General features: G+C 65.3%; 15 protein-coding genes. 6 read left to right on the top strand and 9 right to left on the bottom strand.

Going from position 1 to position 16,099, the window contains the following annotated elements; translation table 11 throughout:
- Positions 1-5: 5 nt before the first annotated feature.
- A complete protein-coding gene (locus RQI43_RS16955; protein WP_311275912.1) occupies positions 6-446 on the top strand; it encodes a hypothetical protein in 441 nt (146 codons plus the stop codon).
- A 3-nt stretch (positions 447-449) separates the two neighbouring features.
- Here RQI43_RS16955 and RQI43_RS16960 read toward each other — a convergent pair whose 3' ends face one another.
- Positions 450-1,349: a sigma-70 family RNA polymerase sigma factor gene (locus RQI43_RS16960; protein WP_311275913.1), complete on the bottom strand. Its 900-nt coding sequence runs from the start codon at positions 1,347-1,349 to the stop codon at positions 450-452.
- Complete coding sequence (locus tag RQI43_RS16965; protein WP_207410996.1) at positions 1,336-1,731, bottom strand: hypothetical protein; 396 nt, start codon at positions 1,729-1,731, stop codon at positions 1,336-1,338. The genes RQI43_RS16960 and RQI43_RS16965 overlap by 14 nt, the downstream gene beginning before the upstream one ends.
- 681 nt (positions 1,732-2,412) lie before the next feature.
- Here RQI43_RS16965 and RQI43_RS16970 point away from each other — a divergent pair.
- The 4 genes from RQI43_RS16970 to RQI43_RS16985 all read left to right on the top strand — a co-directional run bounded on the left by RQI43_RS16970 (position 2,413) and on the right by RQI43_RS16985 (position 7,049).
- Positions 2,413-2,958: an RNA polymerase sigma factor gene (locus RQI43_RS16970; RefSeq protein ID WP_311275914.1), complete on the top strand. Its 546-nt coding sequence runs from the start codon at positions 2,413-2,415 to the stop codon at positions 2,956-2,958.
- Positions 2,959-3,165: 207 nt separating this feature from the next.
- Complete coding sequence (locus RQI43_RS16975; RefSeq protein ID WP_311275915.1) at positions 3,166-4,173, top strand: DUF4880 domain-containing protein; 1,008 nt, start codon at positions 3,166-3,168, stop codon at positions 4,171-4,173.
- Between the two features lie 161 nt (positions 4,174-4,334).
- Positions 4,335-6,827, top strand: a complete 2,493-nt coding sequence (locus RQI43_RS16980) for a TonB-dependent siderophore receptor (RefSeq protein WP_056428064.1) — start codon at positions 4,335-4,337, stop codon at positions 6,825-6,827.
- Positions 6,828-7,049, top strand: a complete 222-nt coding sequence (locus tag RQI43_RS16985; protein WP_156467767.1) for a hypothetical protein — start codon at positions 6,828-6,830, stop codon at positions 7,047-7,049. It abuts the gene before it with no gap.
- Positions 7,050-7,351: 302 nt separating this feature from the next.
- Here the strand turns inward: RQI43_RS16985 and RQI43_RS24570 are convergent, their stop codons facing one another.
- On the bottom strand, positions 7,352-7,843 hold the full coding sequence (locus tag RQI43_RS24570) for an integrase core domain-containing protein (RefSeq protein ID WP_405030647.1): 492 nt from the start codon (positions 7,841-7,843) through the stop codon (positions 7,352-7,354).
- Positions 7,773-8,762 carry a zinc-dependent alcohol dehydrogenase family protein gene (locus RQI43_RS16995; protein ID WP_056453995.1) on the bottom strand — a complete coding sequence of 330 codons (990 nt, stop codon included), beginning with the start codon at positions 8,760-8,762 and terminating at the stop codon, positions 7,773-7,775. Before RQI43_RS16995 ends, RQI43_RS24570 begins: the two co-directional genes overlap by 71 nt.
- A 126-nt stretch (positions 8,763-8,888) precedes the next feature.
- Between RQI43_RS16995 and RQI43_RS17000 the strand changes: the two genes are divergently transcribed.
- A complete protein-coding gene (locus tag RQI43_RS17000) occupies positions 8,889-9,773 on the top strand; it encodes a LysR family transcriptional regulator (RefSeq protein WP_056428071.1) in 885 nt (294 codons plus the stop codon).
- A gap of 266 nt (positions 9,774-10,039) precedes the next feature.
- Here RQI43_RS17000 and RQI43_RS17005 read toward each other — a convergent pair whose 3' ends face one another.
- The 5 genes from RQI43_RS17005 to RQI43_RS17025 form a co-directional block, all read right to left on the bottom strand.
- Positions 10,040-10,792, bottom strand: a complete 753-nt coding sequence (locus tag RQI43_RS17005) for a TerC family protein (RefSeq protein WP_311275916.1) — start codon at positions 10,790-10,792, stop codon at positions 10,040-10,042.
- A gap of 150 nt (positions 10,793-10,942) precedes the next feature.
- Positions 10,943-11,914: a tripartite tricarboxylate transporter substrate-binding protein gene (locus RQI43_RS17010; RefSeq protein WP_311275917.1), complete on the bottom strand. Its 972-nt coding sequence runs from the start codon at positions 11,912-11,914 to the stop codon at positions 10,943-10,945.
- A 66-nt stretch (positions 11,915-11,980) separates the two neighbouring features.
- Positions 11,981-13,486, bottom strand: a complete 1,506-nt coding sequence (locus RQI43_RS17015; protein ID WP_056428081.1) for a tripartite tricarboxylate transporter permease — start codon at positions 13,484-13,486, stop codon at positions 11,981-11,983.
- A gap of 15 nt (positions 13,487-13,501) precedes the next feature.
- Entirely contained in the window at positions 13,502-14,167 is a 666-nt protein-coding gene (locus tag RQI43_RS17020; protein ID WP_311275918.1) for a tripartite tricarboxylate transporter TctB family protein, read from the bottom strand.
- Between the two features lie 710 nt (positions 14,168-14,877).
- Complete coding sequence (locus tag RQI43_RS17025) at positions 14,878-16,011, bottom strand: FAD-dependent monooxygenase (RefSeq protein ID WP_311275919.1); 1,134 nt, start codon at positions 16,009-16,011, stop codon at positions 14,878-14,880.
- Positions 16,012-16,099 lie beyond the last annotated feature (88 nt).

Here is a 16,099-nt window from a genome sequence, read left to right on the forward strand (position 1 = left end):
CGCCGGTGGATGCGGCCTATGTCTCGGCGTTGTCCGCGCTTGCGGGGTCGGCCATCGGCGCGATGGCCTCCTTCGCGACCACATGGTTGACGCAGCACAGCCAGGAGCGCGCGACGCTCCTGGTGCAGGACCGCGCGCGACGGGAGGCACTCTACGGCGAGTTCATCCGCGAGGCGTCGACCCTGTTCGGCGACGCCTTCGAGCATGACCTCGACGACCCGGCCAAGCTGGTCAACCTCTATACCATCGTGAACAAGATCCGGCTCTTCGGAGAGCCGGAGACACTCGAAGAGGCCGAGCGTGTCATGCAGCGCATCGGCGAGACCTATTTCGCTCCCAACAAGGATCTCGCCGCCTTCTCGGATATCCGCCATGCCCGGGACCTCGACCCGCTCTGCGCGTTCTCGATCGCCTGCCGCAAGGAACTGGCAATCGCCCGCCGTTGAGGCTCAGTGAGACACCGGCGCTCCCGGCATCCCTCCGAACCGCATGGCCATCCGCTGGAGCTTGTCCGGATTGCGGGTGAAGTAGATGCCGACGATCAGTCCGGCCTGAATATCCAAGGCGACGGTCTGGAGCATTCCGCCCGGCTCCAGGCTGACATAGCCCGGCAGGCCATCGATCCAGAGGTCCTGCAGCTTTTGGGCATGCTGGATCCACGATTTTCGCGCAGCGCCCTCGAACATGCGCGTGACCTTGTCGATGCCGACGATGGGCCGCGGGAATGCATGCACCTTTCCGCCGCCGTCCGAGTGCACGACGACGGCATCGGCGAGCATGCTGCGCAGGGCCGCGACGTCGCCTGTCGCCGATGCCTCGAAGAAAGCTTTCGCGATCCGCGTACCCTCCTCCCTCTCGACCGGAAAGCGCGGGCGGGCGGACTGCACGTGCTTCCTGGCCCTCGCGGCGAGTTGACGAACCGCCGGCGGCTCACGCCGGAGCGTGACCGCGACGTCCGCGAGCGGGACTGCGAAGACATCGTGCAGGAGAAACGCGGCCCGCTCCAGCGGCGAGAGCCGCTCCAGGGCCAACATCAGCGTGAGTGTCAGGTCGTCGCCCGGGTCTTCGTCCGGGGCCATGGCGACGGGCTCGGGCAACCAGGTCCCGAAATAGGTCTCGCGCCGTACCCGCGCGGACTTCATGACGTCCAGGCAGAGCCGCGTGACCGTGCGTGACAGGAAGGCACCGGCCGAGCCGACCTCGGCATGGTCGACGCGCCGCCAGCGGAGCCAGGCGTCCTGTACGACATCCTCGGCCTCGCCGATGGACCCGAGCATGCGGTAGGCGAGCCGGACGAGCCGCACCCGCTCCTGCTCGAAGACGAGGGTCGGATCGTCAATGGTCGGCATGGCGGAACGACCAGATGCTGAGGGCGACCGCAATAAGCGCAGGAAGTGTCACCGCGGGGAAGTCGCGAGGCAGAACCTCCGGTCCGCAAATGCCGACGGCCACCTCCCAAACATGGAACAGCGCATGGCCCGAGAGCCAGGTCGCACCCATGGTCCAGAGCAGGACACGCGAGCCGGGTCTCACGACACCGTACACAAATCCCGACCCGATCAGCACGAAGATCAGGCCGATATCTCGCAGGAAGTGCTGATTGAACGGGCCTGTCGAGGTCACGCCCGGCACCGCGAAATACCAAGCCTCGGGTGCGGCGAGCATGGAGAGGCCGTTGCCGATCAATCCTGCGCCAAGAAGGCCAGCCAGCAGCCGAATAGCTTTGGTCATCGCACTCTCCCCACGTGATTGGTCCGTGTGGGTGACGACGCGCCAAGGCCGGATGTGACATGGGATGGGTCTTATCTCGACGCTTTCATCGGCGCCTTCGGTCTTGCACGGCCGCCTCAATGAATTCGAGTCGGCTGCGCTGATGTTCGAGTGTCAGGAAGCTTGAGCGTGCCGCGAAGAGATTCGGCCGCTGTAGCGCGGGCATGATCGCGTTGGCTTCGACCAGTGATTTCGATCGTTCCTGCGATGTCGGCAGGGGCAATGCGGCATCGAAGCAGTGTCAGGCATCCGGTTGCAAGGACGCCTCACCGCAGCCTGTTTCGACGTACAACGAAAGGACAATGGTGTTGGGCGGGACGGAGGATCTGCCTCCGAGAAGTGAGCGCAGGAGGTAAGGCGATGCGTCACTGTATGACATCACTCGGGGGCACACGGAGTAATTACCGCAAATCCATTTGCGCTCCGTACAATGAGCCTCATCGGTGAGACGATCGAGGAGCGCATCGATGTCGTAGCTGCGTACGCTACCCGTATGGCGGCGGATTGATTATTTAATTGTATCAATTCTAATATTGATCACATCACTGCTCTGTGTGAATTGCCTCTTGTGTGTGTATCGGAATTTTGCAATCCGATCCTTTACGCGCATCTGTTCCAGGATGCTTTAACTCGGCACTCGAAATGCTCCGCGTTTCCCGAACGCAGTCCGAACAGGAGTCCCGACTAGGCATACTTTATCGCACCCATCGCGAGGCACTTTTGCGGTTTCTCGGTCGGAAGGTGGGTGTTCACGAAGCCTCCGATCTCGCGCACGAGACGTTTCTTCGGGTGGCCCATGTCGCCTTGGACGATCCCCCGCTGCAGAACGAACGCGCATTCCTGTTCAAGGTCGCGGCGAACTTGGCGATCGATCACCGGCGAGCCGAGGCACGTCGGGCACGCCTGCTCACCGCAGAGGACATTGCCGCCCATCTTTCGGTGCCGGATGACGCACCGGGACCGGACCGGGATGCCAAGGCACGTGCCGATCTCCGCCGTCTGACACAGGCGCTGTCCGAGTTGCCGCCTCGCCGGGCGACCGCCTTCCGTCTCAGCCGGATCGAGGGCATGAGCCATGCGGCCATCGCCACGCATCTCGGTGTTTCGCTCCGCACGGTTGAATCGGAGGTTCGGATGGCACTGGACCATTGCGCCGAGCGCCTACGGATCGATCACCATGGACGCTGATTGCGGGGCGGCACGGGCGGAGGCGTCTTCCATCGTAACGGCCCGCAACCGAGGGGCTGTGTTGCAGAGTCATACCAATAACCGGCGAAGGCTCCGAGCATGCGGCGGGATAGGCTGTCTAAGCCGTCGCTCCGGGAGAGTAGCCCTTGCACGCCGCAGTCTGGGAATGCTCTTGCGGCGTGTCCACGAGGAGAAGGCACGAAGGCTATGATGGCCGGGGATCACGACCGGGAACTCGTATCCGGCGACGCGGCGGCTGCCGAACGGGAGGCTCGTGCCTGGATCGTGCGGTTGACGTCCGGGACGGCAACGCATGCCGATGCGGAGGCCCTTACCGCGTGGCGCACGCGGCCCGAGCACGATGCCGCTTTCATCGCGGCCTCAAAGCTGTGGCGCCAAGCCGGTATCGCGCTCCCGAAGCAGGTCGCCCCTGCCCTTGTCCGCGAGGCACCACGTGACATCGCCCGTCGCCGGATACTCCGGGGTGCGGGGCTGGGCATCGCCTCGGCCTCCATCGCCGCGAGTGGGGCTGCCTTCCTGGCGAACTGGCCCGAACTGAGCGCGGATTTCCGAACCGGCACCGGAGAGGTGCGGACGATCGATCTGCCAGGAGGGGTCCGGATCGAGCTTGATGCCGAAACCGCCCTCGATTCCGGGACGGCCGAACCCGGCACCCTCGTCCTGCATGCGGGGGCCGTCGCCGTCACGGTCCCCGCCAATGCGCGTCCGATCTCCCTGACGGTCGGTCCGGCGCATGTGGCCACGCGTCCCGGGATGGCGACGGAGTTCGTCGTTCGCTGCCGTCCGGCCGAGGGGCTTACCGGCTGGACCGGCGGGACGGACGCCGAACTCTCCTGCCTCTCGGGCTCTGTCGAAGTGGTGGCGGAACCGGGCGCGCCGCCGACGGTTCTGGCCGCCGGCCAGGGGGTCGGCACGAAGCGTGGGGCGCGGGACATTCATTCCATCGACACGGCGACGACAGCGGCGTGGCGGCGCGGCCTTCTCGTCTTCCGCGACACGCCGTTGTCTCAGGTCGTCAATGATCTCAACCGCTATCGCCCCGGTCGGATCGTGCTGGGCAGTTCGGCGGCCTCCGCCCGGCGGGTGACGGGCATCTTCCACCTGTCCCGTCCGGAGGAGGCACTCACGAACATCCGCACCGCCCTCGCTCTCTCCGAATTCAGGCTCGGCGACCGGCTCGTCATCCTGCGCTGACCCGTCACGGACTTTTCTTGCGGGGTGACGGGCTCCGCAGCGTCTCAGGAATCAGACGGGCGATCACGACCCGTCGCACAGCGGTGGCAAGCCGCCTTGAGACGATGGGGCTGATGACGGTGCGGCGTAGCAGACAAGACCGGGGACGGGACCAGTACCGGATGGCCATTGGATTGAGCGGTCTCGCGACATTGGTCGCCGTCATGCCGGCTCCGGCTTCGGCGGCGATCGAGCATGCCGGCCCGTCTGCAACGATGGGTCGGTTACATCTCGTCCAGGCATCGGCACTCATGCCGGCCCAGGACGCGGCGATCGACTTCGCCCTTCCCGCCATGCCCCTCGACGAAGCGCTCGCGGCCTATGGCGCGGCCAGTGGCGTTCAGTTGATCTATGACAGCAGCGCCACCCGACATCTGCGCTCGATCGCAGTCGTCGGACGCTACGACCGTGCCGAAGGGTTGCGGCGGCTCCTGGCCGGCACGGGACTGACGCCCCAGTTCACCGCCGAGCGATCCGCCACCCTCCTGCGCGTGGTGGCACAGGCCGGTATCGTCGCCCCGGATCAGGCCGGGGCCGTTGCCCTCGACATGCTGGAGGTGTCGGGCGAGAACGCCATCGGTCCCGTCCACGGCTATGTCGCCCGCCGCAGCGCCACCGCGACCAAAACCGGAACGCCGATCCTGGAGACCCCTCAGGCCATCAACGTGGTTGGGCGGAAGGAGATCGAGGACCGTCAGGCCCAGAGCGTCAGTCAGGCCCTGCTCTACACGCCCGGCGTGATGAACCAGTACGGCACGGATGTGCGCTATGATTGGCTCTACGTCCGCGGCTTCGTGCCGGGCCGCTACCTCGATGGATTGCGGTTGCCCTTCGGAGCCCGGGGCTACTCGCAACCGCGTGTCGAATCCTATGGTCTCGAGCGTGTCGAGTTGCTGAAGGGGCCATCGTCGGGACTGTATGGTCAGAATTCCCCAGGGGGCCTGCTCAACCTCGTGAGCAAGCGTCCGACGGCGACACCTCTTCGTGAAATCCAACTCCAGACCGGTAGTTTCGGGCGTGCGCAAGCCGCCTTCGACCTGTCCGGGCCGATCGATCCTGAAGGCAGGATCCTCTATCGGCTGACCGGTCTGGCCCGCACCACGGGAACGCAGCTCGACTATCTCGAGGAAGACCGCGTCTTCATCGCGCCGAGCCTCACTCTGCGGCCGGATGCCGATACGTCCCTGACGATCCTGTCACAATATCTCAACATCGATTCGCCCGGCGGGGGAGCGCCTCAGGGCTTGCCCGCCCTGGGCACACTCTACGCGAACCCGAAGGGCCGCATCCCTACGAAACGCTTCATCGGAGAGCCGAATTACGACCGGTTCAAGCTGCAGCAAGGCTTCATCGGATACGCGTTCGAACATCGCTTCAACGACGTCTGGACCGTCCGGCAGAACCTGCGTTACTCGCATGTCGACGCCAATACCCAGCGTGTGCAGGCAATCGGCCTCGGCGCCGATAACAGCACGCTCTCCCGCTACGCCTGGGCCTTCCCGGAGAGGTCCGACCTGTTCAACATCGACAACCAGGCCGAAGCCCGCTTCTCCACCGGCCCCTTCGCGCATACGCTTCTCCTCGGCGCGGACTACCTGCGCGAGGATGCCCGGTACGATGAGTCCCAGCTCCGGATCGTGCCATCCGTCGACGTGTTCGCCCCGGTCTATGCAGGCACGGTCACACGTCCCCCGCTCGGGACGCGGATCACCCAGGGACGAAACCAGACCGGACTCTACGCGCAGGACGAGATCCGCTTCGGCGGCTTCCGCCTGACCGTCAGCGGGCGTCAGGATTGGGCCGACGCGGTGACCCGCACGACGAATGCCGCGACCGGCGCGCTCACGCGAGTGAAACAGGATGACGCTGCCTTCACGGGCCGCGTCGGGCTGAGCTATCTGCTGGATGGCGGATTGGCGCCTTACATCAGCTACGCCACCTCGTTCCAGCCGACGGCCGGGACGAACCGCGCCGGTCAGCCCTTCGCACCGACGGAGGGTGAGCAGATCGAAGGCGGCATCAAGTTTCAGCCGCCCGGTACGAACCTCCTCATGACGGGAACGGTATTCGATCTGACGCAGAAGAACGTTCTGACACCGGACCCGACGGATTTCCGGTTCAATGCACAGACCGGCGAGGCCCGCGTCCGCGGCGTGGAACTGGAGGTCAAGGCAAGCCTGACCGAGAGTCTCGACCTGATCGCCTCCTACGCCGCCATGAACAGCGAGATCACCAAGGCGAATGCGAACGCGGCCGGGGCAAGCATCATCGGGAACGAACTCCCCTTCGTGCCCCAGCACCAGGCATCGGCTTGGCTCGACTACACGTTCCGAACGGGCGATTGGGCCGGGCTCGGTCTCGGGGCAGGCGTGCGCTACATAGGCGCCTCGGTGGGGGACAACGCCAACCTCTATCATATCCCGGTCGTCACCCTGGTCGACGCGGCCGTTCGGTATGATTTCGGCTACCGCTATCCAGCGCTGAAAGGCGTGGATCTCGCCGTCAACGCGACGAACCTGTTCGATAAGACCTACGTATCGACCTGCATCGCCGCGACCGGCTGCTTCTACGGCAATCGTCAAACCGTGCTGGCGACGCTGCGCTACCGTTGGTGAATGGCTGAAGAGGACCCAGTCCCAAGCAAAACGGCATTGCCGCTTTGCTTGGGACTTATCAAATTTTGCCTGCTGGCTGAATTTGAACATTTTGACGAAAGCGCAAAGATTATCTACTTTGCGCTATTCGTTTGGCAAATCGCGGCAATCTGCGTTGCTGCACGCGATCATATCGGCATCCACGCGGCCGAATATCCCTCGCCATTGTTCAATGATGCCTGAACGTTGCAGTCGTTGGCCTGTATAGGAAACGAAGCGGCGAGGAACCATTTCGCACACGATGCGATCGTCGGCGCAGGCCCCGTTTGCGTAGGCCGGCGGGACGTAGGCGACGCCAGCCTTCCCAGACATCGTAATGCGCTGCCACCAAGACAGCGCGACTTAGAAGTCGGTCCGCTCGGTAGTGAAGTACTGGCCATTTTCGACGGTGCTAGGATGCGCCGCCCAACTTGAATATGGGGGTATCCTCCGTAATCGGCACCATTACGCCACGGCCTGCCCCATCTGGTGGCCCAAGTACAAAGTTAGCGCATCATCGGTCGTGTGACGGTGGCGGGGCGAGTGAACGGCGCTGAGCTGCTTGGCTCTTCTGACCAGATGACGACCTCTGGCGCTGGCGGGTGGCAGCCGACCGACGAGTGTGGACGGATGCTGTTGTAGCGCCTCCGCCATAGCTCGATCACGAGGCTGGCCTCCTTGAGTAATCGGCAGATGAATAAGCTGGCAGAACGAGCCCGGGCCGAATTGGGCTGCTGGATGGTTAGCCCAGTCGTCGCAATCATCCTGGACGTCCGCAAGCGGACGCGTCCCCCATCGGCGGCCCTACCGAGCCCTCGCGCCGCGGCTAGAGCTGCGCCCGACCACGTTGGGTCGGGACACATCTCTAAGCCTCTGTTTGCCGCGCTCTTTTTCGCCGAACCGGCATCCACTTCGGCGGAGAGCGCTCTAGACCGTAACGACGATCTTTCCGATCTGCTCGTTGCTTTCCATGAACCGATGCGCCTCGGCGATGCCATCGAGTTTGAAGGTTTTCGCGATGACTGGCTTGAGTGCCCCTGACGCGAGGCCCTCGACGATATACACTTTGGCCTTCCGAAGACGCTCTGGGTCCTGGGTGATCTCGAAGAGTTGGTAGCCACGCACGGTGAGGTTCTTGCCGAGCAGCGACAGGACCGGGATCGTGATGGGCGTGGTGTCGAGCGCGCCGTACTGAAAGAAGATCCCGAGGGAGCTCAACGCCTCAAGGATCTTACCGACCTCCGGTCCGCCGACCGGGTCGAAGGCGACGCGAGCGCCCTTGCCGTCCGTGATCCGCCTCACCTCGGCGACGAGGTCCTGCTCCTCCGTGGCGATGACATGGGCGGCACCATGGGCCAGGAGTTCGTCGCGCTTGTTGCTGCGCCGGGTCAACGCAACGGGGATGGCGCCAAGCGCCTTTGTGATCTGAATGGCGGCGAGCCCGACGCTGCTGGACGCAGCGCGGATCAGCACCGTCTCGCCGGCCTTCACGTCCGCGATGTCGATCAGCGCGCCGTAGGCGGTCGTGAACATCATCCAGGCGGCGGCCGCCTCCTCCCAGGACAGCGTCTCCGGGTGCTTCACTACACCGGTGGCCGGTGCGTTCACGAGTTCGCCGTGCAGGCCGTACTCCCCCAGCATGAAGCAGGGAATTACACTGACGGCATCGCCCAGCGCGAGGCCATCGACGTCCGGTCCGAGAGCTTCGACGGTGCCGGCGGCCTCGTACCCGAGGATGGCTGGGAAGGTCGGCTCGGTGACGTACTGGCCGGTCCGGAACATCACCTCGGCGCGGTTCAGACCCATCGCCTTGACCCGGATCTGGACCTCGCCGGCCTTCGGCGCCGGTACCGCCACGTCCTCGACCTTGAGGACCTCGGGGCCCCCGATTTCATGGAAGCGTACGATGCGCGTCATGGGTTGTTTCCTGTCGTGGGCGCCATTCCCGCGGATCGCGGATGGGCTGGTGTCTCGAACCTAAGGACGGGCGACTGCTGCGATAACCTGCTAGTTTCTGCGCGCGGTGATGAATGGAAGTGAACAATGCGCGCGAGCGAGCTCGGTGAGATGTCGACCTTCCTGGCCGTTGCCAAGCATCGCAGCTTCCGGAAAGCCGCAACTGAGCGTGGCGTCGCTTCCTCCGCTGTCAGCCATGCAATCCGCAGCCTTGAGGAACGCATCGGCGTTCGGTTGCTACAGCGCACGACCCGATCCGTTGCTTTGACCGACGCAGGCGAACGCTTTCTCGCCGAACTCGCACCCGCCTTCGACCAGATCGCGAGGGCTCAGGAGAGCCTGAACACCTTCCGGGAGACGCCGTTCGGCATGGTCAGGATCAACCTGCCCACCTCGATTGCCCCCTTCCTGCTGCGCGACGTCCTGGTTCCGCTGACCGAGGGAAATCCGGGTCTGCACCTGGACGTCGTGTCCACAGACCGCTTGGTCGACATCGTCGAGGAAGGTTTTGACGCCGGCATCCGGTTCGGCGAAGTGCTATCCCGCGACATGGTTGCCATCCGGATTGGCCCGGTGCAGCGTCTCGTCGTGGTGGCTTCGCCGGATTACCTGAGCAAGAACTCTCGTCCAGAGCATCCACGGGACCTCGCACGGCATACCGGCATCCGATACCGCTTCCCCAGTGGCAAAATCTTCAACTGGCGGTTCGAGCGCGACGGCGAGGCCATCGAGGTCGAGGTCGATGGTCCTATCACCCTCGACGACCAGCAACTGATGATCGAGGTGGCCGCCAAGGGAGGCGGCCTCGCCTACGTCTGGGAGGATCGCGCCAGGCCGTACCTCGACGCCGGGACACTGGTCCTGTGCCTGGAGGAATGGTGCCCCATAAAGGGAGACCTGTTCCTTTACTATCCCAGCCGGCGGCACGTCTCCGGAGGTCTCAAGGTCCTGATCGACCGCATGCGGATCTGATCGAACGATAGCCGACTGACGGCAAACCACCCGACCTTACCATTGAGCGAACCGGCGGTTGGTGATTGAAAACAACAACACCCCGCCCAAGCTGGTGACGTTGACCACCTGAGCTACCGTAACCTTTGCCTTACGGCCAAACGCATCAGCCCTGCCCCTTGAAGACGAGGCTTTTCTCATACCGGCGATCTGTCCTGCTGACGCCGGAGACAGTCGTGCGATGCACCGGAGAGGTGACGCGAAGCTCTTTCTTTCTCGTGCTTCTTTCAAGTCCCGAGCATGTCCGCCTCTGCCCTGCCCACGGCCGCTGCCTGTTGCTGCGCGACGGCCCTGTCGGATCTGCGCTTGAGACGGAGGCCGATGGCAATGACGAGGGTAGCGCCGAGCACACCTATCGCGTGCGGGACCAAGCCCTGCAGGGTTGGGGGCATGAGCGCGACCATGTGCTCTTGAACGAGCCGATCCGTCGCGATCATCTCGCCGGCCACCCAACCCAACAGCCCGCCGCCGAACCAAATCAGGATCGGGAACCGGTCGATCAGCCGGGTGATCAGGCTGGCGCCGACCACAAGCAGCGGTACCGAGAGAGCCAGGCCGATGATGAAGAGTTCGTCGTGTCCCTTGGCGGCGCCCGCCACAGCGACGACGTTGTCGAAGCTCATCACGGCGTCGGCCACCACGATGGTCCAGATCGCCTTGGGCAGGCTGGAATGCTCCTTGATGGCGCTCTCATCCTCCTCCTCGCCGCGCACGAGCTTGACCGCGATATGCAGCAGGATGAGGCCACCGGCCACCTTCAGCAGGGGCACCGCCAGCAACTGCGAGATGATGACGGCGAAGACGATCCGCAGCAGAGCCGCCGCGAAAGCGCCCGCAAACACGCCGATCCGCCGCTGCCGCTCGGGCAGGCCGCGGCAGGCCATGGCAATGACCACCGCATTGTCGCCCGACAGGATGATGTCGATCCAGACGATCTGCAGGAGCGACAACAGGAAGGAGGAGGTGAGGTAGGATTCCACGTCGAAAACGCCTCTGCTGCTCCGGCTCGGCGAAGCGATCGAGCACTCGGCAGGTGCCCATTGTCCCGCCTGCACATGCGCAGACGGGCACCTCGGATTGTCGGCAGAGCCGGCAATCCCCCCAAGGAGATACCGGCTCTGATCGCGGGTTCAGGGATTGGCTTCGACGGCGGAGCGGAGCACGGGGGTCCACCGCGCCACCTCGCGTTCGACGAGCGCCTGCAGAGCGTCCGGGCCGGCCTCGGCATCCTTCGGCACCGTGCCGCCGAGATCGAGGATGCGCTTCGTCGTGCCCGGGTCCTTGAGCGCCGTCGCGAGAGCCGCCACGAGTTTGGCCCGGACATCCGCCGGCAGGCCTTTCGGCGCGAACACGGCGTTCCAGGCGCTGACCTCGTAGCCGGGCAGGCCGGCCTCCTTCGTCGTCGGCACGTCGGGCAGGCTCGGGGAGCGCTCGGGCGTCGCGATGGCATAGGCCTTGATCGTGCCGCCGGCGATCTGCGGGGCGACGTTGACGATCTGATCCGTCATGAAGTCGACCTGGTTCGCCATCAGGTCGTTCAGCGCAGGTCCCGTGCCGCGATAGACGACGAGCGTGGGTTTGGCGCCGGTGAGCGAGTCGAAGAGCACGCCCGTCGAATGCGAGACCGAGCCGACGCCCGCATGGGCCTGGTTTATCGAGGGGCCGCCCGCCTTGATCGCCTCGATGAAGCTTTTGAGATCCTGCGCCGGGAAGCCCTTCTTGGCGACGATGACGATCGGCGTGCCGGCGGCGAGGCCGATGGGATCGAAGCTCTTGGCCGGATCGTATTTCAGGCCTTTGAACAGGGCCGGTGCCGCGCCATGCGTGCCCATGTGGCCCATCATGATGGTGTAGCCGTCGGGCGAGGCCTGTGATGCACGGGTGATGCCCGTGGTGCCGCCGGCTCCGGTGACGTTCTCGACAACGACCTGCTGGCCCAGCGCGCGGGACATAGGTTCGGCGACGATCCGCGCCACCACGTCGGTCGGTCCACCGGCCGCGAAAGGCACCACCATGGTGATCGGACGCTGGGGATAGGTATCGGCTGCAGCGCTGACGGCGGCGAGCGCCGACAGGAGGCCGATGGCGAGAGCCCTTCTCATGTTCCTCATCCTTTTCGTTTCTGGTTATCGTGTCCGCCGTCGAAGGACGCCGGGGCGTCCGCACTGTCAGGCCTCCGTGAACACCTCGTCCCGGCTTCGCCGCAGCGACGGCAGCAGCGCCGCCGCCAGGATGGTGAAGGCGACGAGGAACAGCACCGCGCTGACCGGGCGCTCGAGGAACACCAGGGCGTCGCCGCGCGACAGGGTGAGGGCACGGCGCAGGTATTCCTCCATCAGCTTGCCGAGGACGAAGCCGAGCAGGAGCGGCGCGGGCTCGAAGCCGAACTTGATCAGCCCGTATCCGAACACTCCGAAGGCTGCGATCAGCATCACGTCGGTGGGCAGCGAGTTGATCGAGTAGATGCCGATCGAGCAGAACATCAGGATCGCGGGGAACATGAGCCGGTAGGGCACCTTCAGCAGGCGCACCCAGATGCCGACGAGGGGCAGGTTGATGACGAGGAGCATGAGGTTGCCGATCCACATCGACGCGATCATGCCCCAGAACAGGTTGGGGTTCTTGGTCATCACGCCGGGGCCCGGAACGATGCCGTGGATCGTCATCGCGCCGACCATCAGCGCCATCACGGCGTTCGGCGGAATGCCGAGGGTAAGGAGCGGGATGAAGGCCGTCTGCGCCCCGGCATTGTTGGCGCTCTCCGGACCAGCCACCCCTTCGATGGCGCCGCGCCCGAAGCGGCTCGGATCGCGAGCGAGCCGCTTCTCGATCGTGTAGGAGGCGAAGGGGCCGAGGACGGCGCCATTGCCGGGCAGAATGCCCAGGATCGACCCGATCGCCGTCCCGCGCAGAGCCGAGGGTGCGGCCTGCCGAAGGTCCGCGAGACTGGGCAGCAGGCGGCCGATCCGCGCCCGGGCGATCTCACGGGTCTCGGTCTGGTCGAGGTTACGCAGGATCTCGGCGACCCCGAACAGGCCCATCGCCAGGACCGAGAAATCGACGCCGTCGGTGAGGAAGACGAGGCCGAAGGTCATGCGCTCCTGGCCGGTCTCAAGGTCGGTGCCCACGGCGGCGAGCAGGATTCCGACCAGGATCATGGCCACGGCCTTGAGCACGGAGCCGTGTGCGAGGACGACGGCGAAGGCGAGCCCCATCACCATCAGGGCGAAGTACTCCGCGGGCCCGAAGATCAGCGCGAGGCGCGTCAGCGGTGCGCCGAGCGCCGCGATCAGCAGCGTGGCGACGGTGCCGGCAAAGAACGAGCCGATGGCGGCGATGCCGAGGGCTACTCCGGCCCGCCCCTGACGGGCCATCTGGTGCCCGTCGAGGGTGGTGACGACCGACGTCGCCTCACCGGGGATGTTGACCAGGATCGCGGTGGTGGAGCCGCCGTATTGCGCCCCGTAATAGATCCCCGCGAGCATGATCAGGGCGCCGACGGGATCGAGCCCAAAGGTGATCGGCAGGAGCATCGCGATGGTGGCGATCGGGCCGACGCCGGGCAGCACGCCGATCAGGGTGCCGACGAGACAGCCCAAGAAGCACAGCGTCACGTTCTGCAGGCTCAGCGCGACGGCAAAGCCGAGGCCGAGATTGGCGAGGAGATCCGTCACGTGCCGCGCTCCCGATCAGATCGACATCGTGTGCGGCGCGACGTCGATCCGACCTCGGTGGGTGGAGCGGCGCTGCATGGCGAGCAGGCCGAGTCCCGCAAGGGCGAGGGCGCCGGCCCCGAGCCTCAGCATCACGCGCGACGGGATCGTGCCGCTCGCCGCCTCGATGAGGACGGTGGGAAAGATGGGGATGGGCAGGTTGAGCAGGTCCCCGAACAGCATCATGCAACCGGCGGTGAGAAGCAGGGCCAGGATCAGAAGTTCGCGAAATCGCGCTTCGGGTGTGGCGTAGCCCCCGATGATCACCGCGAGCGGTCCCGCGATGATCAGGCCGAGGCCGGGACCGGCGACGGGGCCGAGGGAAAAGGGACGGATCGTGACCGCGAAGGCGAGGATCGCCAGCACGACGGTGACTGGGCCGCGCAAGCCGAAGGTCTGGAGGCCAGCGCCTTCACGGACGAGCCCCGTCAAGGCCAGCACGCCGCCGCAGATGGCGACACCGACCGCGACCCAGTGCGGCAGCATGCCCGGCCCCATGGACCCGAGGGTGCCCCGTGGCAGATCGCTTGCGGCCCAGATGCCAAACATCCCGAGCAGAACCAGCGCGATGCCGGCCACGAAGCTCTGCGGCGCACGCACGATGGACCTTGTCCGCCGCACGCCGTCGGATGCGTCACTCATCGTTTCTCCCCTACGCGCGCCGCCTTCGTTGTTCGGGCGGTCGTCACAGCGATGTTCAGATCAGATGTGTTCCGACGAAGCGTATCCTCGAGGACGACCTCTGCGCGGCCTGGGCAGCTAACGCTTTAGCGCACACAGAAAAGATAGACCTAAAATCATAGGATCGCCCCTATTGATCGTTGTCAAGAGGCTATGCCCTGAACCGAAACCTTTAAAAGTGGCCATGCGTTAACAATCAACTTGTTTTGCAATCCGATCTCGCGGAGTGAAGCTACGCGGCAGGGCGCGCTTTAATCCATGCTCACCGAAAGATTTTGAGTGAGCGGGCTTCGTTCAACTGTGACCGCTTCCCGACCCGATGGTTCGGCGAAGTCCGCAAAGCAGTCGGATTGTGAAACACCATCGTCGGGTCGATCGGAAACTGCTGCTACAGGTTTCCTTCCGCAGCCGATCCATCCGGACACTCACTCCAGCCTTCGGGCCATCGTTTTTCCATGAACGGTCCCTCTCGTGCGAGCCGAGCCATGCGCCGTCTAGCGTGGCTCATCCCCGCATAGGATCGGCATTGCCTGGTTCGCACCGATCACGGTCGTTAGCGAGCCGGCATATTCGTCTGTCCCGAGGACCAGCCTCCGGGAACGTTCTCCTGGTTCCCGCGATCGGGGGTACGACCCCTCATCAGGGGAAGGATGGGATCGCCGGAGCCAGCCTCAGGCTGACACTGGGGTGCGAAGCGGGGAGTACGTGGCGCGGTAGCTGCGCGGGCCGATCACGGGAAGCAGGAGGTTTCTGGCCCAGCCCGGCATCCGCGCGGTGCGGGACAGGCGATCGGTCATGGCCTGGACATGGGCCACGCGAGGCCGGCGCAGCGCTTCGTAGTGTGCACCCACCGTGCCCCAGTCCGTTCTCTCCGCCAGCAGAGCGCTCAGCACGAGCGCGTCTTCCAGGGCGAGGGCGGCGCCCTGGGCCCAGACCGGCGCGGTCGCGTGCGCGGCATCTCCGACCAGCACCACCCGGTCCTGGTTCCAGCTCGGAATCCGAACCTCTTCGAGGGGGGAGTGATAGAGCCCGCCCGGCTCGGCCAGAACCACATCGAGGGTGTCGCGGACGAGACGCGGGAACGACGCGAAGGCAGCGCGCGAGGCGGCCAAGTCCCGCCCCTGTCCGGCAGCCTTGACGACGGAGACCCAGCCATAGACCTCGCCCCGGCCGACGGGGATGAGCAGGAACAATCCGCCCGATCCCGCCCAGAGTGTCCAGGCGTCGAGGCCTGGATTCGTTGCCATGAAGCGCCAGCTCGCCGGGGCCAGCATCGCCGCGTCGAGCGCACGATCGCCGAATGTGCTGCGCCGGACCCGCGAATGTACCCCGTCCGCGCCGACGAGCAGCCCCCCGGTTTCGACACTTCCGTCCAGGCATTCGGCGGTGACACCGTGCGGCCCCTGCCTGACGGCGGCGACCTCGCATCCGCTTCGGATGTCGTCCGGCTCGAGGTCGAGCGTCAGAAGGCGCAGCAGGTCGGCGCGACGGAGACAATGAGGCCGTGCCGCCTCGCCCCAGAACGCCGTCTCGTCGACGGCGAAGAGGAGGCGCCCGCTCTCGGTACGGTATTCGCGCCGCTGAATGGGTGCGCCGACCCTGCGCAAGGCGTCGCCCAGGCCGAGTTGGCCGAGAGCCTGGACCGCATTGCCCGGCAGGTTGATGGCGAGGCCCGCATCCGCCGGCTCTCCACGCCGCTCCAGGGTGAGCGAAGGCAGCCCGCGCCGCCGCAGCGCCCGCCGCATGGCGAGGCCCGCGATGCCGCCACCGGCGATGAGAACTCGATCCTCTTCGTCTCTGGCCATACGACTTCGCAATCCTCTTCGCTTCTGCTCAATGCCAACGGGAAGGCTCGGCCAACGGGAAGGCTCGCGATCCTCCTTCTCGAGAATG

Origin of the sequence: Methylobacterium sp. WCS2018Hpa-22, assembly GCF_031843785.1 — a bacterium.
Lineage (GTDB): Bacteria > Pseudomonadota > Alphaproteobacteria > Rhizobiales > Beijerinckiaceae > Methylobacterium.